This window comes from Gammaproteobacteria bacterium (genome assembly GCA_019748175.1).
In the GTDB taxonomy this organism is placed as follows: domain Bacteria; phylum Pseudomonadota; class Gammaproteobacteria; order JAIEPX01; family JAIEPX01; genus JAIEPX01.
In genome coordinates, this window is sequence record JAIEPX010000003.1 from 77,960 (window position 1) to 100,090 (window position 22,131).

At 38.8% G+C, this 22,131-nt stretch carries 16 protein-coding genes; 2 read left to right on the plus strand and 14 right to left on the minus strand.

Going from position 1 to position 22,131, the window contains the following annotated elements:
• Positions 1-7: 7 nt before the first annotated feature.
• The 4 genes from K2X50_01485 to K2X50_01500 form a co-directional block, all read right to left on the minus strand.
• A complete protein-coding gene (locus K2X50_01485; protein MBX9585906.1) occupies positions 8-2,557 on the minus strand; it encodes a phosphoenolpyruvate carboxylase in 2,550 nt (849 codons plus the stop codon).
• Positions 2,558-2,638: 81 nt separating this feature from the next.
• Entirely contained in the window at positions 2,639-2,941 is a 303-nt protein-coding gene (locus K2X50_01490) for a rhodanese-like domain-containing protein (GenBank protein ID MBX9585907.1), read from the minus strand.
• Positions 2,942-3,117: 176 nt separating this feature from the next.
• Positions 3,118-3,804: a tRNA (adenosine(37)-N6)-threonylcarbamoyltransferase complex dimerization subunit type 1 TsaB gene (gene tsaB / locus K2X50_01495; GenBank protein ID MBX9585908.1), complete on the minus strand. Its 687-nt coding sequence runs from the start codon at positions 3,802-3,804 to the stop codon at positions 3,118-3,120.
• 89 nt (positions 3,805-3,893) lie between these two features.
• Positions 3,894-4,340, minus strand: coding sequence for a YaiI/YqxD family protein (locus K2X50_01500; protein ID MBX9585909.1), 447 nt, complete (start codon positions 4,338-4,340; stop codon positions 3,894-3,896).
• 262 nt (positions 4,341-4,602) lie between these two features.
• Here K2X50_01500 and K2X50_01505 point away from each other — a divergent pair, with 262 nt between their 5' ends.
• Complete coding sequence (locus K2X50_01505; protein ID MBX9585910.1) at positions 4,603-5,289, plus strand: HAD family phosphatase; 687 nt, start codon at positions 4,603-4,605, stop codon at positions 5,287-5,289.
• 8 nt (positions 5,290-5,297) lie between these two features.
• On the opposite strand, the gene hemC is transcribed toward K2X50_01505, so the two are convergent.
• On the minus strand, positions 5,298-6,239 hold the full coding sequence (hemC, locus tag K2X50_01510; protein MBX9585911.1) for a hydroxymethylbilane synthase: 942 nt from the start codon (positions 6,237-6,239) through the stop codon (positions 5,298-5,300).
• A 310-nt stretch (positions 6,240-6,549) separates the two neighbouring features.
• Between hemC and K2X50_01515 the strand changes: the two genes are divergently transcribed.
• Entirely contained in the window at positions 6,550-10,581 is a 4,032-nt protein-coding gene (locus K2X50_01515) for a hypothetical protein (protein ID MBX9585912.1), read from the plus strand.
• Positions 10,582-11,202: 621 nt separating this feature from the next.
• Here the strand turns inward: K2X50_01515 and K2X50_01520 are convergent.
• From K2X50_01520 to K2X50_01560, 9 genes are all read right to left on the minus strand, one after another.
• Positions 11,203-11,985 (minus strand): SDR family oxidoreductase, encoded by a 783-nt coding sequence (locus K2X50_01520; GenBank protein MBX9585913.1) that lies wholly within the window; start codon positions 11,983-11,985, stop codon positions 11,203-11,205.
• 129 nt (positions 11,986-12,114) lie between these two features.
• On the minus strand, positions 12,115-15,159 hold the full coding sequence (locus tag K2X50_01525) for an ankyrin repeat domain-containing protein (GenBank protein MBX9585914.1): 3,045 nt from the start codon (positions 15,157-15,159) through the stop codon (positions 12,115-12,117).
• A 150-nt stretch (positions 15,160-15,309) separates the two neighbouring features.
• On the minus strand, positions 15,310-16,668 hold the full coding sequence (gene glmU, locus K2X50_01530) for a bifunctional UDP-N-acetylglucosamine diphosphorylase/glucosamine-1-phosphate N-acetyltransferase GlmU (protein ID MBX9585915.1): 1,359 nt from the start codon (positions 16,666-16,668) through the stop codon (positions 15,310-15,312).
• 135 nt (positions 16,669-16,803) lie between these two features.
• Positions 16,804-17,226: a F0F1 ATP synthase subunit epsilon gene (locus K2X50_01535; protein MBX9585916.1), complete on the minus strand. Its 423-nt coding sequence runs from the start codon at positions 17,224-17,226 to the stop codon at positions 16,804-16,806.
• A gap of 9 nt (positions 17,227-17,235) precedes the next feature.
• Positions 17,236-18,609, minus strand: coding sequence for a F0F1 ATP synthase subunit beta (gene atpD / locus K2X50_01540; protein MBX9585917.1), 1,374 nt, complete (start codon positions 18,607-18,609; stop codon positions 17,236-17,238).
• Positions 18,610-18,646: 37 nt separating this feature from the next.
• Complete coding sequence (gene atpG, locus K2X50_01545) at positions 18,647-19,510, minus strand: F0F1 ATP synthase subunit gamma (GenBank protein MBX9585918.1); 864 nt, start codon at positions 19,508-19,510, stop codon at positions 18,647-18,649.
• A gap of 6 nt (positions 19,511-19,516) precedes the next feature.
• Complete coding sequence (atpA, locus tag K2X50_01550) at positions 19,517-21,058, minus strand: F0F1 ATP synthase subunit alpha (protein ID MBX9585919.1); 1,542 nt, start codon at positions 21,056-21,058, stop codon at positions 19,517-19,519.
• 32 nt (positions 21,059-21,090) lie between these two features.
• Complete coding sequence (locus tag K2X50_01555; GenBank protein ID MBX9585920.1) at positions 21,091-21,627, minus strand: F0F1 ATP synthase subunit delta; 537 nt, start codon at positions 21,625-21,627, stop codon at positions 21,091-21,093.
• 1 nt (position 21,628) lies between these two features.
• On the minus strand, positions 21,629-22,108 hold the full coding sequence (locus K2X50_01560) for a F0F1 ATP synthase subunit B (GenBank protein ID MBX9585921.1): 480 nt from the start codon (positions 22,106-22,108) through the stop codon (positions 21,629-21,631).
• Positions 22,109-22,131: the final 23 nt, after the last annotated feature.

The window sequence follows — 22,131 nt, forward strand, 5'->3', positions numbered from 1 at the left end:
AATCACTCTATGCAGAATTTCGACTCGCATTTAAATTCGTTGGCAGTGTTTTGAGTATTATTTTTTTATATAGTTGTTGCTCTTCTTTAGTAAGATCAGGTTTACGAAGCATCATGAGAATATACTGTTGAATAACTTGAAGGGGCAATACTATCGATTCACGTAATTGAATCGATGTTCTAATACCTGGATCTTCTGCAAGCAGATAAGATTGGCCGGTGATTTTCAAAAGAGCCGACTCTGATAGAGCCGCTTCATCAGCCAAAAGTTTCCAAAATTCGCCGTATTCAGGATCGTCAGCCAAATAATGCGTGAGAGGAAAATAATTTTTTAACAAACTCTGCATTGTATTCTCAACCAACGTATGAAAATACAAATTTCGTTTATAAAGTTCTTCGAGTTCAGCTTGTTTACCTTGATCGATCAGCTTTTGAATAGCGGTTCCAAACCCATAATATCCCGGAACATTTTGCTTCATCTCGCTCCATGAACTGACAAATGTTATGGCGCGCAAATTATCCAAATTCAGAGGCCCTTTTTTATCTCGCCGAGGAGGACGACTAGCTATATTTAATTCACCAAAAAAATTGAGTGGCGTAATATTTTCTAAATACGGTATAAATTTAGGATGATGAATTAAGGCTTGATAGCTCTCTGAACTTAATTCTGACAATGCTCCCAACAACGCTTCATCTTCCGGTGACATCGACTTTACTGAGCGATCAACATTCGCTAATCCAGCTGTATATAATTGACCAATATTATAGCGTGCGGCGGCTATCGTTCCATAATTGGTACTGATTGTTTGGCCTTGTAGAGTCAGCTGTAATTCATGCTGTGGAATGGTACTGACTAATGCCCTATAAAATTTATGCGTATTTCCACCACCACGAGAAGGCGGGCCACCACGCCCATCAAAAAACACACAATTCACAGAATATTCATCACTAATTTTTTTCAATCGTGTTTTTGCCTGATAAATTGCCCAATTAGCTGTTAAATACCCACCATCTTTTGTCCCATCTGAATAACCCAGCATAATTGTTTGAAATTTTTCTCGTGACTGTAAATGCGCTGAATAATAGGGATTTTCGTAGAGGTCTTTCATGATACGGGGTGCGTTTTTCAAATCGTCAATAGATTCAAATAGGGGAACAATATTCATTGGAATAGCGTCTTCCTCAACTCCACACCAATACAATAACAATAATACTTCAAGAACATGATTCACAGACTGGGTGTGGCTAATAATATATCGATTTAAACCGTAATCTCCGACACTATCTTGTAATTTCTTAATGCTTTTAAACAAGGTTATTGTCTCTTCTTGCACACTGCCTACTGGAAATGATGGCAATGATTTTATGGCCTCTTTATCAAAATACTGCTGCAATATAAGCAATTTTCCCTCATCCGCTTGATTGAAATAATCAATCGTAGGATCTTCTTTTTGTAGAATTTCGTGTATCAATTGAGCGTGTACAAGAGAATCTTGACGAATATCTAAAGCAGCATAATGAAATCCAAAACTAGTGACTGCACAAATCAAATGTTCTAATTTACCGGAATAAAGACCCGCATGTTGCTCATCAATAATTTGTTTTAGAGCAATAAGATCATTGATAAATTCCGAGGGGGCAGAGTAGGGCAGACCCTTTACGATAGATTGTTTTCTTGCGCGCTGAATCGTCGCACGCAATCGACTATCAACATTATCCAATATTTCCAAAACATGTTTAAAGGTAAGACGATGTTTTAGCTGCTCTAATTCGTATTGATATTTATTTAAAATACGCAGATGCAGCATATTAACGACTTCTTCTGTAACCTGCGTTGTGACATTAGGATTTCCATCACGGTCACCCCCAGGCCAAAATCCTAATTCTATGGCGGGAGACAGCATACCTAATTTCGCATCGAGCATTTTCTGAAGAGAACTAATAGTCGGATAAAAAATCTGATCTAAATATTGGCAAAGAAATAAAGCTTCATCAAGCGGCGTTGGTTTATGCGTATTTGAAAATGACGTGTTAGCCATTTGCAACAATAAATCTCCAATAGTTTCTTCATCTTTATTACTAATCGCCACCGTTAGATCTTGTAAAATACCGATAATCTGTGAAGGATAAAATTGTGTAGGGTGTGCAGTAAGCACTAAGCGAATTCGATATTTTTCAAATGTGGATCTAGAAATATTAGCCGTGTGCTTTATCCAATATTCCAAGGTACCTGGCGCATCTTGATCATGCGTTTTTTCAAAAACCGCGTCTTCGATTGCATCAAATAAAACGACCTGACGCTCAATAAACTGTAAAAACCAAAATAGTAATTCTATCTGCTTATTTTCTTCGTGGACGTTTGCAATTTCATTAAAGAATTGATTCAAAATTTCATCGGGTGATTGTTCTTTTTTAAGTTCCTGAATACAAAAATCAGAGAACTTCATCAACAATGCGCCCGCTTCAGGAAGATCTTCAAACGGAAGACTCAAAAAGCGTTTAGCGTATCTTTGATAAAGTTCGCTCAAATCAAATTTTTTAGTACTACTATCATCCATGATAGGTCTATTTCCAACTTTTGTATCGACTAATCTACTGGGATTTGTTATTGAAAATATAGCCTAGGTTTCTAATTAAAGCTAATAATTCCAATTCTTTAATCCACCAGCCAATGACCTTACTGACTTAAAATTCATCGAATTTAATATTTCTACAGCTGACGCACTTCGCATTCCAGAAAGGCAATATACTATTATATCATCATCTGGATTTAGCTCGCTTGCACGACCATGAAGCTCTGATAAAGGAATCAGCTTACCCCCGATATTAAAACTCGCATGCTCTTCGGGTGAACGAACATCAATTAACACAAAAGCCTCACCCGCCGTAATTTTCTGATGCAACGCTTCACACGAGATACTCTCTAAGCCTATTTGATTCATGACACTTTCCTCTCAAGTTTATGTTTTCAAAAATCATACCTGCCATTCTATTTGATCTGATATGAATATGCACCTCTGCTTGTCTGCGATGCAAGACAAGTACTGTCTATTTCTTGTCTTCCTGAGAAGACAAGAGGGGGAGGAATAGAGGGACAGTGGTCAGATATTTGCCTGGCTCATTTTAATGCCCAAGCTTCCTTGCCACGCAAATAAACAGGCAATGCTTCTTCTGGTCTAACAGAGTAGCCTCCTGCAAATAATTCGGCGGCCAATAATCCTAAATACTGCGCCTCAGGAAATACTGGCTCTGTTTTTTCAAAGGTAATTCCTTGCAAACGTCTATCCAATGCCTGCTCATACTGTTGCCAAGCATCGCCTACAGCACACCAGCCAAAATTCTCAACAGGTAGCTCAACATCCTCGGGCAATCTCAACTGATCCTCAATCACCGCTCTCATCAAACCATTTTCATCGGCACAATAAGCCGCCCAATACACTTCCTTCATCCGCGCATCCTGGCCCACCAAAACGTTATCTCTAGTCAATTTAACCAAAGCTGTTTGCGCAAGAACTTGCAAAGAAGACACCGGAATTACCGGCAAATCAGCACCCAACGCCAACCCCTGCACCACTCCAACCCCAATCCGGACCCCCGTAAATCCTCCGGGCCCTCGTCCCACCGCAATAGCGTCTAATTGCCCCAACTTCAACCCCGCCTCAGCCAACAAAGACTCTACCCAAGGCAAAACAAACTGCGCATGCTCCCGCGCTGCCAACGCATAACGCTGCACCACCTCATCCCCAACCGCCAAAGCAACACTGCAAGCCGCGGTCGATGTCTCTACCGAAAGTATTTTAGTCATGCCTCAGTGTATTACGATTAAAGCCAGAGTAAAAGGGAGCAACTCTTCAGTCGTCACTCAAAAACAGAATCCTCAATGGTTATTCGAGTTTATTTACTGATTGCCAAATACCGATCTAGCGCATTGGCAAATTTTTGAATATCTTGTTTACTCATTATTTTGGGTCCACCGGTTTGTATGCCAGTAGAACGAAGGACTTCATTAAAGTTTCGCACACTCAGACGTTGCTTAATATTTTCTTTAGTATAAAGCGTCCCACGCGGATTCAGTGCCACCGCATGTTTATCAATCACTTTATCAGCCAACGGAATATCTGCGGTGATTACTAAATCATGGGGCTCAACAACATCAGCAATATAATCATCAGCAACATCAAAACCACCCGGCACTAACACGGTTTTAATTAATGCATGACGAAGCACATTTAGTGGTTTGTTCGCTACCAATATCAGCTCACGTTGCGTACGAATCGCTGCTTTTATCAGTATTTCTTTTATCGCTTTAGGGCATGCATCCGCATCGATGTAAATTTTCATGTCATTCCTTCTCAAAGTGGCGCATCAAACTGACCTCAGCACCAAACAACCTAATCTGATACAAGATTGAGTCACGTGAGTCAAGCCATAAGGCATCTTGACTCATTCGACTCATACTTGACTCATGAGTCGCTCTTGACTCACAGTGTGTTAGCTTTTCATATCCTTAGTATTAACCTGGATATTACCTTAATTTTATATGATAATGAGCGATATCGCGTGTTTTAGAAAAGCATATTAATCTTAGACCAGGTAACCATCAATGACATTTAAAGCAATTATATTCGATTTTGACGGGATTTTATTCGACAGTGAAAAACTCCACTTGCAGGCATGCAACAAAGTTTTTGAAACACTAGGATTCACTATCTCTGACGATGAATATTTTCAAAAATATGTTGGTCTAGCTGATAACGAAATGTTCGAGTCAATTTTTAATAATAAAAAAATATCATGTTCAACCGAACAATCCAAGCTTTATAGAATCAGAAAAATTCAAGAATACCAAAAAATAATTCGCGAAATAAAATCTTTAGAGGGAGTAGAAGGGGCCAGAGAATTTTTAGAGAGTCACTCTAAATCAATTAATAATTTCGCCATCTGTAGTTGTGCGACTAGAGTTGAAATTGACGCCACACTAAATCTCTTGGAAGGTGGTTCTCTAAAAAAATACTTCAAATTAATTACAACAAAAGACGATATAAACGAAGGGAAGCCATCGCCCGAAGGCTATTTATTAACTGCCGATCGATTAAATATTTCTCCTAATAATTGCCTAGCTATTGAAGATACTCCTATCGGGATCGCCGCAGCAAAATCGGCCGGGATGAAGGTAGCTGCGCTCACAACCACACACAATTCAAGCTCCCTTACCAATGCCGATTTCATAGCTGATCATTACAATAAGATTGATGCATGGATAAAATCACTAATGAATAATGTGGCATAGAGCAGATTTTAACGACAGGCATCGATCAACTGTTGCGCACCTTTTTCCAATAATTGCTTTGCCACAGACTCACCCAACATCTCTGCTTGGTTCAAATTTGCACGACCTTCTGCACTAACTGATTTAGAGCCATCAGCCAGCATGACGTCAGATTTTAAAATTAATTCATCCCCAACACATTCCGCGTAAGCCGCCATAACTGATCGGCAATGAGGCTGTAATGTTTTTATTACGCGGCGTTCTGCTTGCCATGTTGCAAATGTTGGAGGGTGCACTAATGAATTCAACATTTTTTTCATTTGTTCATCGTTTTCTCTAAATTGAACAGCCAATGTTGCTTGACTTAATCCAGGCAGCATTTGATCTTTTGAAATAATTTCATAGTGCAAATTTTTTAATTTTAATCTTTCCAATCCTGCTGCAGCTAATAAAATTCCACTTAAATCATCCTGTAAATTTTCATCCATTTGCTGTAATCGTTCTGGCACATTACCTCGAGATTCAACAACATTTAAATCAGGTCGTAATTTCAACAAATAAGCGCGACGCCTTAAACTCGACGTTCCAACTTTAGCTCCTTTTGGTAAATCTAAAAATTTCACTCGCTCACCTTTTTCAGAAATTATTCGCCCAATAAACGCGTCGCCAGGATTCCCACGTGGTAAAACAGGCAATAGAGCAGTCCCTGCTTCAATTAATCTAGGAATATCTTTTGATGAATGTACTGCAAAATCAATATCACCACTTAAAATCGCAATCTCAAGTTCATAAATCCAATCTTTTTTATTAGTAATCCCGCCCAATGGATCATCTTGAATGGCGTCACCTCGCGTTGAGATTTCTTGCAGCTCAATCTTAAGCCCAGGGTGCTTTTCTTTGAGCGCATCGATGACTAACTGCGTTTGCATTACCGCCAGCAGACTTCCTCGTGTTCCGCATTTGATTACCATACATAACTCCATAAAAATATTGATAAGACGAGAGTAAAACATTCCCATGAACCTGACAATGGACGAATTGGCTAAGCCAAAAGTGCGGAAGACGGTCATTTTGGGCGGCTCCAGAGCCCCATAAATGCTGTATTTTCATTGAAATCAAAGGGGTTACATGGTAGAATCACAGCTAAGTAAATTTGTCAATTTAGTAGTTGATAAGATTGTCTTAATATAGGCCTGAGATAATAGTTTGGAGACGATTGGGCAGAGAGTGGAAAAGGCAGACAATTGATGCTAAAATTGCAATATAAACTGAGATAAATTTATGAACAAGAATCGAAACATGGAGCAGACTTCCGAGACCTTGCGTGATTACCACCGCAAGGCGTTATCCTTCTTGAGAGAAAATCTCAATCCCGTGCTTGCCCAACACTTCACTAAGATGAAAGAAAACAGCGCCTTAATGGTCCTAGAATCTTCTACCCCTACGTACATCAGAAATATTCAAGCTATCCTAAACTTGATGCTCTTAGCAGAACGCGCTAGTACTGCCTATGCCAGCGATAACGATAATGTACTTGACCAGATTTTTACTCTGACAGAATACTATGACATCGCAAACGAAACCTTTTTAACCTTAAATCGCTTTGATTTGAAAGCAAGTCCTGAAACTCTACACCTCATCACTCTCTTACGTAATCACGATCGCATCTCATTTGATGCATTAACGAATACACTCCCTGAACTCGCCAAGCTCACTAAGGAAATCAAGGGCGCTAGTTCAACCGCTATTGATAAATTAGGCGATGTTGTAAGTGATTTGAATCTAGCTTTAAAGAAAAGCCAAGAGAATGACCCTTCCAATAAACAAGTTCTCGAAGGCGTTGTTGCCGTTTCAGCGCCCAATTTGGCTGAAAAATTTGAACTTAAAGATAGTGATGAACGCTATGTTATAAATCCACAAGCCGATGGTGAAGTTGTCACTTCAGTTAAAAGAATTGCTAACTCCCTTGATTATTTGAACGAAGCGCTGAATTTCAAACTCAATGCAGAGAAAGGTCAGTTTTTTGGCGGATTAGTAGAAGGCGTACTCAAATACAAAGAAGTCATCGGTGCAATATGCTCACTGAGCCCAGCCATTTTGAATACATCGGAAGACATTAAAACCAAGCTTCGAGCAAAAGCCAAAAAATTAATTCCTGTTATTCGCGAAGCCATGCTTAACGCAGTCAAAATGGAAATTGAATTAGGTCTTCGTCCAGGTTATTTAGCAGATCAAATTTTGCCTTTTGCAACTCGTTACATTGAGTTTGCAAAAACCATTGGCATGAAATTATCCATTGATGAGAAAAGATTATTTCTTTCAGAACGACAAGCTCTTCGTAAAAAAACTCTTGATGACGCTGCAGCTGCTTTAGAGAAAACAAGGCAACTAAAACAAAAGGTTGATCAAGTTGAGGTATTGCTTAATACCACCACACCACTTTCTAATTTTGATGCTGTAGATCTTGCAACGTTAACGCACGCAATTCCATTACTACAATTACCTAAAGACTTAGAAACACAGTTTAAAAAAGAAATTAATGAAGCTTTCGAAGGGCTATCAGTCATAGGCATTGGTATCGATTATCTAAGAAACATGGCAGGCCACAGAATTTCTGTTCAAAACCAAATATGGGATCATGTTTACAAGAATTTCGCCGATATTGAAGCCCATGAAAACACGCTCGAATCTCAAATCACTGCCCTTAACTTTGGACGTGTTCATGAGCTTCTTAATGAAAAACCAACGTACGAACTCACAAAAGAAGAAACAGAATTCTTACTGGAACACATTGATTATTATGTTAGCACATCAAAAATTACCGATAAGCATGCTCTGCACGGCTTTGATCAGATTAAAAAACAGCTTCAAGATTTAAATAAATATCATGCCATAGGCGACAACAACCAGGCTACGGAAGATAATACCCCGTCTTCAGTTGACCTTGTCGCACTCAATAAAGACATCAATTCAAGAAATATCAAGATGGCGGATGTTGCTAAAGAATTTCGTCAATTTATTTTAGGAAACATTAGAGCGTATTTCGCAGAATCAATAGTTCAAAGTTTTGACTCAGCAAATGATAACGGCATCTTTGAGATTTATTCAGACGATCCCAAACATATTCAAGATATGAAAAATCTCTTATCTGCATTAACTGTTTTGGAGAAAACCTTCCGGGCTGCTGAAGGTTCTTACTTTTCTGGATTAATGCAAGCTACAAAATTAAAAGAAATTGCCTCTCAATTTCATTTGAATTATCAACAACAGATGGAATTGGCCAACTTATTCTTTGGTAAAGTGTCAACTCGAGCAACAACACTGGGCAATGAGTTAACATCTGATGTCAAATTTGGTCTCTATCTAAAAGACCATGCTGATTCATCAAAAGCACAGCCAACCAATAGTAATGGCAACCCCCAAAGCTTTATTGGCTTTTTTCATAGTGCCCTTTCACTTTCTGAGTGGGCCTATAGTTACATCGATTTTTCAAAAGCATCCGGTTCAGCAAACGTTGATCTCAAGCCTTATGTTGAACAAATGATTTATATCAAAAAACTTACCGAAGAATTTATACAAGACTATTTTAAAGAGGGCTTTGCCGAACGCTTTACGCCTAACGCAATGGGTCTCTACAATTTAGGGGAAACGGATAGCGCTATCGTTAGAGACGCTAAAACGATGCTCAATTCACTTCATCATATGACAATTTCCACTGATGACGTCAATAATTATTTGCAAAGGTCTTACTTTGACTTACCCACTGCAGTAAATAGTATCAGTACATTCGTCACATCATTGAATGAACTTGACTTAACCAGCACTCACGCTCAACTCAGTGGGCTACGAGCTCAACTTATTAAAACTGCTCAACGCTATGTGGATGATAAAATTAATCCACTGCTCATAGATTTAATGAAACAAGGTGACCGATACGAACAGGCTATTGGCCTGCATCAAGGCGTACTCACCAACCACCTTCAATCTGTCGTTGATATTTATCAAGCTCAGCACGAAAATCTTGGTATAGAAACTACAACTGACACAGACAATGCATTCCTTGATATGCGCAATGAAGAAAGAAATCAATTCTTGGAAGAGAGTAAAGCAGAATTAGCAGAGCTCGAAAAGAATCAAAAAGAAATAGAACAACAGCTATCAAAACAATTACCTATTCTTTCAAAATGGTATAATGTACTAACTGGCGCAAATACATCTTTGTCACGTCTTAATTTATTGAAATCAGTTCAACGTAATATTGACTTACTGGGCGACGAAAAAACAATTGAAGAATTTTCTTCTATCGTTGAAACCTTAATTCAAAATTACAGCAATTTAGAAGCTGGCCATAATAGAGAAGTTAAACTATATGACACGCTTCGTGCTCAAATCAATGTTCGTTATATCTATCAACAAAAGAAATTGGCTAACGCACAAAAAGCTATAGACGACTTTAATGCTACAAAGGGTTACAGAATGGCTGTGATTCAGGACCATCAAAATACGCTGATCGAAAACGCACAAAAAGCACAAGATGCCGTGATTAAAGCCGCTGAAGCAAAGGAAAAAGCAGAAGAAGCCCAACATGTAATAGCCCAAATTAGCTTAGATGATACCGAACAACCTTCAGTGGAAACTTTAGCAATCGTCAAAAACGCTAAAAGATTATCTAAAGAAGCCCATGAATTGGCGGCTGAAGCAGATCAGCTTGCCGCTGAATCGCATCTTGGCATCGCAAAACGTGAAGTCTCTGAAGTCAAAGCAGAGGTTCGTGAAACCGAAAGAAATCTTGAACGTGCAGTCACTCCACCGATCGCTCCCGAAGAAATTGAACAGGGATTCTTTGCACAATTATTTATCTCTGCACTGAAATTCATTGCAGACCTCTTCGATACTTTCGTACTTGCAATTAAAACACTGTTCACATTCACTGATAGCTCTTCTTCGAAAATTTCTAAAACAAAACCTGTTAAGAGAAAATCCGAGATTGAACTTGAGCGTACTGATTCTAATCCTTCATTAATAATATATACCGGTGATGAGTCAGAATTAGAGGATACAGAATCAGCTGCAATTGACCAATATAGTTCAAAACGCGTAAAATCAGTTCCTAATGCTCCAGGAATAATTGTTGCGGGTGATGAATCTCAATCGAAGCGTGTACAAGCTACCGAAAATTCATCCCTTTCATACGCAGCCGCAAGAGAAAGAGGGTTTCATGCTTCAAAATTGACAACAACAGACACTCTCAACACACCAGCACAAGACCAAAACAACGACCCCACACCTCCCAAGAATCATTACGGTAAATAATAACGATTAAAAGCGTCGCATTTTGAGTTGTGATAGGTTTTGTAATTTTGATATTTTAGATAAATCAATTCACATCAATTTGTGATGTCATTTAGTATTTTAATAACGTCTACTCTTCGCATAATAATTGCTATACTAACCCTTTGAATCAGACATTAATTGTGTAAATGTATCTTTTATTTCTTGCCAAGGAAGAGCGATGATTTTCTCATCAACTACAAATCTTCTTGGAGTTTGACAAACAATAAATGCGTATTCACATTGATACTCTTGAATAAATTTCTTTAAGTGGCGCGCATCATGATTATCTGGTTTACTGAAAAATCAGTGCTAGCCAAGAAAAAACGTTGAATATTCAGTGTCCAAGCTGATAATTCAATGTCGTCAGCTTGAGAAGAGTCTATGTCCTCAACCCCCTTAGTTTGCTTGCAGGTCAGCCATCAACCACCTCTTTGCCTATAGTGGGTATGAATAATGTTTCACCATTACAATAGCTACCTATACTTATATCAATACAGCCATATACGAAGTGTTAGCATATTAAAAAAGGTGGGCATATGTCGATTTCAAATGGGGTTCTTAATATCAGTAAATAATTTAGGTCGCTTGAACGGCGCTTGATTATTTTCTTTTCGTTTTTGCTGTTACTATTTTAGCCAGGAATTTTCGTGGAAAGAATCGCCTGAGTTGAACGAATATTTTATTAGAGAATGGCCCGCAAACTACATACATTTTGTTTTTATCTAATGCTTTTAGTGCCTGATCAACCACTTTATCTGGACTTGCGAGTATAGGTTGGCTGGGTTTCATTTTGGCATTTTTAAAAAAATTGGTATCGGTAGATCCTGGGCATACACAGAGAAATTGAACACCCTCATTCTGATATTCATTCCAAAGAATCTCAGTAAACAAACGAACGTAGGCTTTTGAAGCAGAGTAGACTGCAAAGTTAGGCATGGGAACAAAGGCTGCTATGCTTGAAATATTAATAATTATACCTGATTTTTTAGAAACCATATCAGGCAAAAATAAATGGGTTAATTCCGTTAGTGCAAGCATATTAACCATTAACATTTGTTCATTACGATTGAAGTCTGTGGTGTGAAAATGACCATAAATGCCAAACCCGGCATCATTAATTAATATATCAATTGTGGTGCCTGCATTTTTTACTTCGGCAAATACTTCCTGAGCCGCATTTGGTTTGGATAAATCTTTGACGATAATAATTGATTCAGTATTATGATCTTGCTTAAGCAAAGACGCGAGGCCTTTTAAAACCTCTTCACTTCGCGCTACTAGCACCAGCTTAGCACCTGCAGCCGCAAGTTTTTCTGCAAACACCTTCCCAAGCCCAGACGATGCGCCCGTAATTAAAGCCCACTTATCTTTGAACTGCACCATATATCTGTCGCTCCAATACTAGACACCTTAATTATAGCATCCCGGCCATGTTAATGTTATTTGGATGTATTTCAGTATTATTTAACAACGATTTTACCGAACCTCTCACAACTAAAGAGGCGACACCTTTTACCTTGGCGCAGGGCTAGGATCTTTGGTAGATATAGAACCACCGTTAAATAGAGAAATATTATTGTAGCGACCGTCATGAAATCCATTCTTTAACCATTTTACAGGCAACAGTAAAACAGTTCCTTGATTATTGGATGGTAATTGTGCAACTAAAATACGATTTTTACTCCGGTCTTTAAGATAAAATGGAACAGATAGAATTAAAGGATTACCATCAATTTTCACTACAGCGGATACATCACGAGAACGAATATCTTTAAGTCCATACCTAGCACAAATGGTAGGATTATTAAGAATGTTAGAATAAGGTGCTAATCTCTCTTCAGTATAACCATCAATCAAGGTATCTAATTGTTTAGTAACTAGTGCAAAACGACTGTCATTTTCAACAAGTATCAATCCTAAATGATCTATTAGATCATCATAGGACATTTTATCAACAAAATATTCCCCGACGCCAATCGCTGCATCTTTACTCATTGAAGATTCGAATAATACCTGATCGTGATTGTGTTGCAGTACTGGCATTGGTGTTGTTATACCTAAAAATTTGATTTTTAGGGTTTCAAGTCTGCGCAAAGGATATGTTGGAAGAAATTGACGATGCTCGACTAACTCATTCATATCACTGTTATCTTTTTTAAGAACGTCATCGATTAATTGGGTTACTTCGGCCAATAAGGATCTTCGTTTGATTTCATATTCCTTGGCTACGTTGTCAAAATCATCAGTATTAGCAGAAAATAATCGACACCAGTCTTTTCTCGGAATCTTACTTCGCAAATCTATAACATGAGGTGAACCAATATTCACATTTGACATTGGGTCAGCATTTTTATCTAAATCTTTTATCTTAAATAATTCACTAAGATCTTCACACTGTGGATGAATATCAATTAATTCCTTAAAAAAATACACTTTAGCTTCATCTCTATATGAAATGAGGTCATGATCGATGGGGCCGCTGATATTAACTAATTCGCTTATAATAGAAATATCACACTGTTCATATAATGCTAATCCAAGCAAAAGCTGTTTATCAGACGTAATAAGATTTAAACTATCACGGCACAAACAAGTTTTAACTAGTGATAAACTAGGAAAATACGCCAGTATGTTTTCAAAAAGAGTTCTTTTATTTTTCAGCATGTCATTCGGTGAAAAGACACCTGTGCTAATATATAATGCCACAAGCTTATAATGCATTTTATCAATTGCTATTTCTATAAGGCTTTTATCATTGAAAAATAGTCGGGTGTTGGCATTGGCTTTGAGCAGCGCTAAAACTATCCCAGATGATCCATTAAGGGTGGCCCTTACTAAAAGCGGAATACCGGTGCTATCAATATGGTCTGGCTCACCATGAAATTCCAACAATAACTTCGTCATCTTTGTAAAGCCAAAATTTATTGACAAAGTTAAAAGTGAATGGCCATCTGATGTGGGTTTATTAACACTAATACCCTTGCGAAGTAATATTCTCGTCTCTTCGACAAGATTATTGACTACACAGTAACTCATTAAATCCTGCAGATATTTTAAATCAGAAGAATAACTAACCAATAGTGTAAAAGTTGATAACTGCTTATTATTTAGAGCCCATCTAATCTGGTCAGTTGTAGGCTGAAGCTTATAATCAACAACTAACGATCTTATTGCATTCTCGTTATTACAAACCATAGCTATCAATAGTATATCTAACGGATAATCAGTAAAATACTTCTGGTAAGGATAGTGTCTATCTAGAAATATTGCAAAAACATACTGTTCAGCCATTAAACTTACATCGTATATATTATAGTTATTGTAGGTTGATTCTTTGATGGATATTCCTAAATCGAATAATAGTTTAAAAATAAGTATTGAGCCCCCCATAGTCGCACATAACAAAATAGGAATGTCACTTTTTTCATTTTTACTTGGATCTACTCCTGCTTTCAAAAGATACTGAACCACTTTTACATGCCCGTTAAAACAAGCTGTCTTGAGCATTAATTCTCCATATTTCGAAATATTTTCATCGGTCAGAAAAAACTTGTGGTATGTATCGTATTTATCCTTAAATTTTGCAAAAGATAACACCATTTCCAACTCTTTTTGATTTGAAGTATCTCTAGAATGCTCACAATGCGGCGATATACCTAAGTATTCAGCCAATGGTAATAACTGAATATTTTTTTTAGCCTGGCTCTCACAAAAATTGTCACGGAAATTAGAACTATCCAAAGGTGGTTGATCAACATTAGGCTGAGCAATTGTATCAATTAAAGAATTATTTCTTACTTCTGCTGAACGATAGACTTGATCCTCTTTATATTGACGAAAAGAAGAAGCTAACGCTAACCCACACGCTGCTTCTGAGCGGTTCAAATCGAGTGGTTTTTTAAGGCTATTTTTTTGTAAGAGCCTAAACCTTTGAACTAGAGAGTAGAAAACGGCTTCAAATTCGCAACACTGTATAACTTTTGAATTATCGTTCAATTTTGAATATTCACGATCGAATTCCTCCTGAAGGGGAGGATGATCTAAGAAAGATATGATCATATGAGGAGTAATATAATACTCAGCGCCTTTAAAAATCAATGTTACTTTTTGATTAACATCATCAGCGATTGTGAATTTTGCAATAGCCAAAGCAATTGAAATTAATAATTCCTCAGACTCGCCCTCCTTAACCTTATTACTGAATTGGACTTGATAATCATTCAAGTAACTTTTATCAATTCCAAGTGCTCTCACAAATTGCTTTTTTTCTGAATTCGTGAGCTTTTTCTTATCATTTATTAATTCATTAGTATCAAGTATAGTCTTACAATCCGTTAAAAACTTATCTCCGCAGATCTGTCTGATTCGATCTTTTTTTCCTTCAAACATGAATGACATAAAATCGGTTTTTCTACTTTTTTCGATATTAATAACACCCCAAGCTCTCATTGAACATTTGTATAAAAAAAGCTTCACAATCAACTTATACCAGCTAACTTCGAGTGGAATTATAGCTGATGTGGGTTGCGAATTTACCTTGGTTTTCTCTTCATTCATGGATGCTCACCTCGCTAAAATAGAGCCATCTTAATTTTTCCATATCTTTAAGGTCATTATTTTAAGCCTACTACAGCGCAGTAATATTATCAAAAAAACTCGATTATACAAAATCAGCTCGACTCACCTATCATCACAGAGCTCAGCTAGTTAGTTTTTCTCTGGCCGCTTCCAGCCTTCGATCGATTTCTGAACACCGCGCGTTAAGGTGAGTTGGTGCGGGGGGGCGTCTTTTGTGATAGTGGAGCCTGCGCCGATGGTGGCGTAAGAACCTATGGTGAGTGGTGCAACGAGTTCGGTGTTTGAGCCAATGAACGCATAATCCTCTATGATAGTAGGGAATTTATTGGCGCCATCGTAATTGCAGGTGATTGTGCCTGCGCCAATATTAACATGATCTCCGATAGTCGCATCACCTAAATAAGTGAGATGATTGGCTTTCGAATTTGCACCCAATTTGGTATTTTTTACTTCAACGAAATTACCAATTCGTGCTCCGGTGGCTAATTGAGTGCCAGGTCTTAATCGTGCAAAAGGCCCCACTTGACATTCATTTTCTATTTTAACATCATCTAAGTGACTGTATGCTTTTATATGAACACGATCACCTATTTCTGCGTTACGAATAACGCACCCAGATTCTATAATACAGTCATTGCCAATTTTAACTTTTCCTTCGATAATCACATTCACATCAATCGTTACATCTTGACCGACTTCTAATTGGCCACGCAGATCAAATCTTTCGGGATCAAAAATTGTAACACCTTTTTTCATTAGTCGTTCAGCTTGTGTAATTTGAAAAATGCGTTCTGCGACGGCTAATTCTGAACGATTATTAATACCCATAATTTCCCATTCATAATACGGACAAAAATCCAAAATGGGCAATTTATCTTTTACTGCGAGTCGCACAACATCGGTGAGATAAAATTCTTTTTGTTGATTTGTTTTTTCGATTTGAGGCAACCATTTTTTGAGATAATTTGCTGTTGTTGCCAGTATACCTGAATATACTTCGTCAATCTCAAGCTGTTCTTGGGTGGCGTCTTTTTCTTCTACAATTCCAACAACTTCGTCTTTTGCATCTCGAATAATTCGTCCGAGTCCAGTAGGATCATCAACCTCTGCCATCAAAAGACATAATCCTTCTTGGCTCGCGTCAACTACTTCTTCCAATGTTGACAAGCTGATGAGCGGAACGTCACCATATAATATTAATACTTTTGCAATGTCAGGCAATGAAGGTAATGCATGACGCACAGCATCAGCAGTGCCTAATTGTTCGGCTTGATGTATCCATTCAACATCATAATGAGAAAATTGTTCAGGAATTAGAGTCCCGCCGTTTCCGTACACAACATGAATACGCTTTGGATTGAGTTTTTGTGCTGTCTCAATCACATGTTGCAACAATGGCTTCCCTGCTAATTGGTGTAATACTTTGGGAAGTTTGGAGAACATGCGCTGGCCTTTGCCCGCGGCAAGAATAATGATATGTAAATTCATCTGCGTTTCCTTCTATAGACTACTAACTTTGAAGATATGGAAAATTGTCGAAGCGCAATAAAAGGATTATCTCAAAGCTTTTCCCAAATGACCTGAACTAAAACTTACTGCAACAAATGTAATTTCAAAAAAATACTATCGGTGCTTAGAGCGCAATTTTCCAATGGCTCGTAATTGTGCGGCAGCCTGTGCTAATTCTGCTAATGCTTTGGAATATTCTAATTCAGATGTTTTTTGAGCAATTCTACTTTGGGCAACTTTTTGAGCTTCGCGTGCTGCGGCTTCATCTAATTCTTCAGCGCGCTCTGCAGCATCGGCTAATATTGTCACTACAGCGGGTTGCACTTCGAGAAAACCGCCGGAGATATAAATAACTTCAACGTCACCGTTAAGTTTTACCAGTCGAACTTCTCCTGGACGTATGCTCGTCAACAAAGGAGTGTGACCTAACATCACACCGAGCTCACCCAAAGCTCCTGTGGCAACAACAGACTGTACGAGGCCTGAAAAAATTTCTTTTTCAGCACTCACAATGTCTAAATGAATTGACATACTCACGACCCCACCTTAGAGCTCTTCAGCTTTCTTTGTCACTTCATCAATAGTACCGACCATGTAAAATGCTTGCTCAGGAATATGATCGTATTCACCGGCAATAATGGCCTTAAATCCTCGAATCGTTTCGCTCAATGGAACATATTTTCCAGGTGAACCCGTGAATACTTCCGCAACGAAGAAAGGCTGTGATAAAAAGCGCTGAATTTTTCGAGCGCGTTGCACGGTTAATTTATCTTCTTCTGATAATTCATCCATACCTAAAATTGCAATAATATCTTTCAATTCTTTGTAGCGTTGCAATGTACTTTGAACAGCACGCGCAGTGTCGTAATGATCTTGCCCAATAACAAGCGGATCTAACTGACGACTGGTTGAATCAAGAGGATCGATCGCTGGATAAATACCCAATTCTGCAATTTGTCGTGACAACACAACAGTTGCATCCAAGTGACCAAACGTTGTGGCAGGTGATGGATCCGTTAAGTCATCCGCAGGAACATACACTGCTTGAATTGACGTAATAGAACCTGTTTTTGTAGAAGTAATTCGTTCTTGTAGCGCGCCCATTTCGGCTGCCAACGTGGGCTGATAACCTACCGCAGATGGCATACGTCCTAACAACGCTGATACTTCGGTACCCGCTAAGGTATAACGATAAATATTATCGATGAATAATAATACGTCGCGACCTTCATCACGGAAATTCTCGGCAATCGTCAATCCAGTTAATGCAACACGTAAACGATTTCCTGGAGGTTCATTCATCTGACCGTACACCAACGCCACTTTGTCCAATACGTTAGAGTCTTTCATTTCATGATAGAAATCGTTACCTTCACGTGTTCTTTCACCAACACCCGCAAATACAGAGTAACCACTGTGCTCAATAGCAATATTACGAATGAGCTCCATCATGTTTACGGTTTTACCTACACCAGCACCCCCGAACAAACCGACTTTACCCCCTTTTGCAAACGGGCATAATAAGTCGATTACTTTAATTCCTGTCTCTAACAATTCTGCTGAAGCTGCTTGATCAACAATCTTTGGTGCAGGTCGATGAATAGGCAAACGAGATTCTTCACCTATAGGTCCGCGTTCGTCGATTGGCGAACCCAAAACGTCCATAATACGACCTAGTGTTTTTAGACCAACCGGAACACTAATCGGAGCGCCTGTATTTTTAACTTCTAATCCACGACTAACACCATCGGTAGGCCCCATAGCAATGGTTCTTACTTTTCCATCACCTAATTGTTGCTGGACTTCTAATGTCAGGTTATGACTTGGCACTTCCAGTGCATCGTAAATTTTAGGAAGACTTTCGCGCGGAAATTTTACGTCAACTACTGCGCCGATAATTTGCTCAATGGTTCCAGTCATAGTCATATCTCAATCTCACTCTATTTCATTTAAAAAATTAAACCGCTTCACTACCCGAAACGATTTCGGTAATTTCCTGCGTAATCGATGCTTGTCGCGCTTTATTATACATCTGTTGTAATTCGCCAATTAATTCGCCCGCATTTTCTGTAGCATTTTTCATCGCAATCATTCGCGCACTTTGTTCACACGCAACGTTTTCAACCACTGCCTGATGAACTTCCGTTTCGATGTATCGGGAGAGAAGCGTATCCAACAATTCTTTTGCATCGGGTTCGTAAATATAATCCCATACATGATCTTTGCTTTGATCGTCTGTCATCACCAGTGGAACAAGCTGTTCAATATATGGTCGTTGTGTCATGGTATTCACAAATTCATTGCTAGCCACATACACCCGATCGAGATCACCCGCTTCAAAACGATCCAGCATCACTTTAACGATTCCAATAATATCAGTAATTGAAGGAGCATCACCTAATTGACGAACATGCCCAATCACATTTCCTCCAAATCGTCGGAAGAAAACTTCACCTTTAATGCCTATGGTACAGATCTCAATTTCACAGCCTTTTTTCCGCCACACATTCATTTCTTTGAGTAACAATTTGAGCATATTAATATTCAAACCACCGCACAATCCCCGATCTGATGTAATGACAAAATAGCCTATTTTTTTAGGCTCATCATTTTGTATCAAATAACGGTGACGATATTCACTGCGACTCTTCGCAATATGCCCAATGGCCTGCAACATTTTTTTCGCATACGGGCGAGAACGACGCATAAAATTTTGCGCTTTACGCATTTTACTGACCGCTACTTTTTCCATAGCGCCCGTAATCTTTTGCGTATTTTTTATGCTCGCAATCTTTGTTTTAATTTCGCGTCCGACACCCATATTATTCTACCATGTCTGCGTTTTTTTGAATTCGAGAACAATTTCTTTCAGCTTACTCAATGTTTCCTCGCTCGTGTCAGGATTTTTGTTCACTTGCTCAATCACTTGAGGATATTTGTCTCGCATAAAAACATGCAACGCATGCTCAAACGCACACACTTCATTAATCGGAACATCATCCAAATAACCTTGATCAAGAATGAATAAACTCATCGCCATTTCAACTACAGATAGCGGAGTATATTGTTTTTGTTTTAATACTTGCGTACTGCGTTGTCCGCGCTCTAATTGTTTACGAGTGGTCTCGTCTAGATCAGAAGCAAATTGAGCAAACGCTGCTAATTCACGATATTGCGCTTGGGCAATACGCATACCACCACCGTATTTTTTGACGATTTTCGTTTGTGCAGCACCACCAACACGAGACACTGACAAACCAGCATTCATTGCGGGACGAATACCTGAATTAAACAAATCGGTTTCAAGATAAATCTGACCATCTGTAATAGAAATAACATTGGTAGGTACGAATGCAGATACGTCACCTGCTTGCGTTTCAATAATCGGCAATGCAGTTAACGATCCTGTTTGTCCTTTGACTTTTCCATTGGTCATTTTTTCAACAAATTCTGGATTTACTCGCGATGCGCGCTCAAGTAATCGGGAGTGCAGATAAAACACATCACCAGGATACGCTTCACGTCCAGGTGGTCGACGCAATAACAATGAAATTTGTCGATACGCCCACGCGTGTTTCGTTAAGTCATCATAAATAATTAACGCGTCTTCGCCCTTGTCACGGAAATATTCACCCATTGTACAACCGGTGTACGGCGCAAGATACTGTAATGCAGCAGGATCAGCAGCAGGTGCAGCAACAATAATCGTATAATCCATTGCACCGTGTTCTTCTAATTTACGTTTTACGTTAGCGATAGAAGAGGCTTTTTGACCAATCGCAACATAAATACATTTAACGCCCGTGTTTTTTTGATTAATAATGGTATCGATTGCAATGGCAGTTTTACCTGTTTGACGGTCACCAATAATTAGCTCACGCTGACCTCGTCCAATCGGAACGAGCGCATCGATTGCCTTTAGTCCTGTTTGTAAGGGCTGGCTTACTGATTGACGAGCAATCACACCTGGCGCCACTTTTTCGATCGCAGACATTTCAGTTGCTTGAATCTCACCGAGACCATCATACGGATTTCCTAATGCATCAACCACACGACCTAGCAATCCTTCACCTACAGGAACTTCAAGAATACGACCCGTACATTTTACAGTATCGCCTTCAGATAAACCCTCGTAATCACCCATCACAACCGCACCCACAGAATCTTCTTCCAAATTGAGTGCAATACCAAATAAACCACCGGGTAATTCGATCATTTCGCTCGCCATCACAGAATGAATTCCGTGAATGCGTAAAATTCCGTCTTTGACGCTGACAATAGTCCCTTCTGTTCGCAATTGAGCAGTGACATCGAATTGACTAATACGTTGACGTATTAGATCACTAATTTCAGAAGGATTAATTTGCATATCTGTATTCCTCTATAATATCTGTTTCACATTCAGCTACGTAAAGCTGCGGCCATTGATGTTAAACGACCACGCAACGAACCATCAATTACTAAATCACCAATTTGAATCAATGCACCACCTAAAAGTGATTCATCAATGACTGCTTTTATAATCACAGCAGAATCAAAACGTTTTTTTAATGCCGCTGACATTTGCGCAATTTGTTCATCGGTCAATGGTTGTGCCGTACGAACTTCAGCGGTGATTTGGCGTTCTTGTTCTGCTAACAATCGTTGATATTCTTGAAATATTTCGGGCAGTAAAATTAAGCGGCGATATTCTGCCAATAATTGAACAAAATTTCGTCCATTCTCATCCAGTACCGAAACTGCCACATCAGAAAATAATTCAACTTGCTGCTCTAATGATATCCGAGGATCTTTGATTAATTCTTTGGCTAGCTCATTAGAAGAAATTGCAGACAAAAGCGCCAACTGATTCGACCATTCCAGTGTTGTGCCATTTTGAGTTGCAAAATGCAATGCTGCTTCAGCATAAGGACGAGCTACTGTGCGCGCTTCTGACATCCTAAGCTCCTGGAATTTCAGCGATGAGCTGATCCACTAAACGAGAGTGAGTTGCATGATCAATATTTTTTTGAAGAATTTTCTCAACACCTTGAATTGTAATTTCAGATAACTCTTTCATTAACACATCACGTACTGATAGCCGCTCTTGTTCGATATCATTCTGAGCCATTTCAAGTAATCGCTTACCTTCTTTATCTGCGATCTCTTTACCTTCTTCTACAATTCTGACAGCGCGTTGATTAGCGTGCTCAATAATTTCAGTCGCTTGATGTTTTGCCTCTCGCAATTGATCAGCAATGTTTTTCTGCGACAATTTGAGCTCATTTTCACTTCGCTCAGCAGCCTGTAACCCTTCAGCAATTCGCTTTTGCCGCTCGTCCAGAGCATTTAATATCGGAGGCCAGATATATCGCATTGTTACGAAGATAAACATCGCAAATGCGATCATTTGGCCAATTAATGTAACGTTTATATCCACCGCTTAAACTCCAAACTGATGCG

Excerpts from the sequence above, each read along its gene's own strand:
- K2X50_01485 (MBX9585906.1), bottom strand. The coding sequence starts at position 2,557 with ATGGATGATAGTAGTACTAAAAAATTTGATTTGAGCGAACTTTATCAA.
- K2X50_01490 (MBX9585907.1), bottom strand. The coding sequence starts at position 2,941 with ATGAATCAAATAGGCTTAGAGAGTATCTCGTGTGAAGCGTTGCATCAG.
- tsaB (MBX9585908.1), bottom strand. The coding sequence starts at position 3,804 with ATGACTAAAATACTTTCGGTAGAGACATCGACCGCGGCTTGCAGTGTT.
- K2X50_01500 (MBX9585909.1), bottom strand. The coding sequence starts at position 4,340 with ATGAAAATTTACATCGATGCGGATGCATGCCCTAAAGCGATAAAAGAA.
- K2X50_01505 (MBX9585910.1), top strand. The coding sequence starts at position 4,603 with ATGACATTTAAAGCAATTATATTCGATTTTGACGGGATTTTATTCGAC.
- hemC (MBX9585911.1), bottom strand. The coding sequence starts at position 6,239 with ATGGTAATCAAATGCGGAACACGAGGAAGTCTGCTGGCGGTAATGCAA.
- K2X50_01515 (MBX9585912.1), top strand. The coding sequence starts at position 6,550 with ATGAACAAGAATCGAAACATGGAGCAGACTTCCGAGACCTTGCGTGAT.
- K2X50_01520 (MBX9585913.1), bottom strand. The coding sequence starts at position 11,985 with ATGGTGCAGTTCAAAGATAAGTGGGCTTTAATTACGGGCGCATCGTCT.
- K2X50_01525 (MBX9585914.1), bottom strand. The coding sequence starts at position 15,159 with ATGAATGAAGAGAAAACCAAGGTAAATTCGCAACCCACATCAGCTATA.
- glmU (MBX9585915.1), bottom strand. The coding sequence starts at position 16,668 with ATGAATTTACATATCATTATTCTTGCCGCGGGCAAAGGCCAGCGCATG.
- atpD (MBX9585917.1), bottom strand. The coding sequence starts at position 18,609 with ATGACTGGAACCATTGAGCAAATTATCGGCGCAGTAGTTGACGTAAAA.
- atpG (MBX9585918.1), bottom strand. The coding sequence starts at position 19,510 with ATGGGTGTCGGACGCGAAATTAAAACAAAGATTGCGAGCATAAAAAAT.
- atpA (MBX9585919.1), bottom strand. The coding sequence starts at position 21,058 with ATGCAAATTAATCCTTCTGAAATTAGTGATCTAATACGTCAACGTATT.
- K2X50_01555 (MBX9585920.1), bottom strand. The coding sequence starts at position 21,627 with ATGTCAGAAGCGCGCACAGTAGCTCGTCCTTATGCTGAAGCAGCATTG.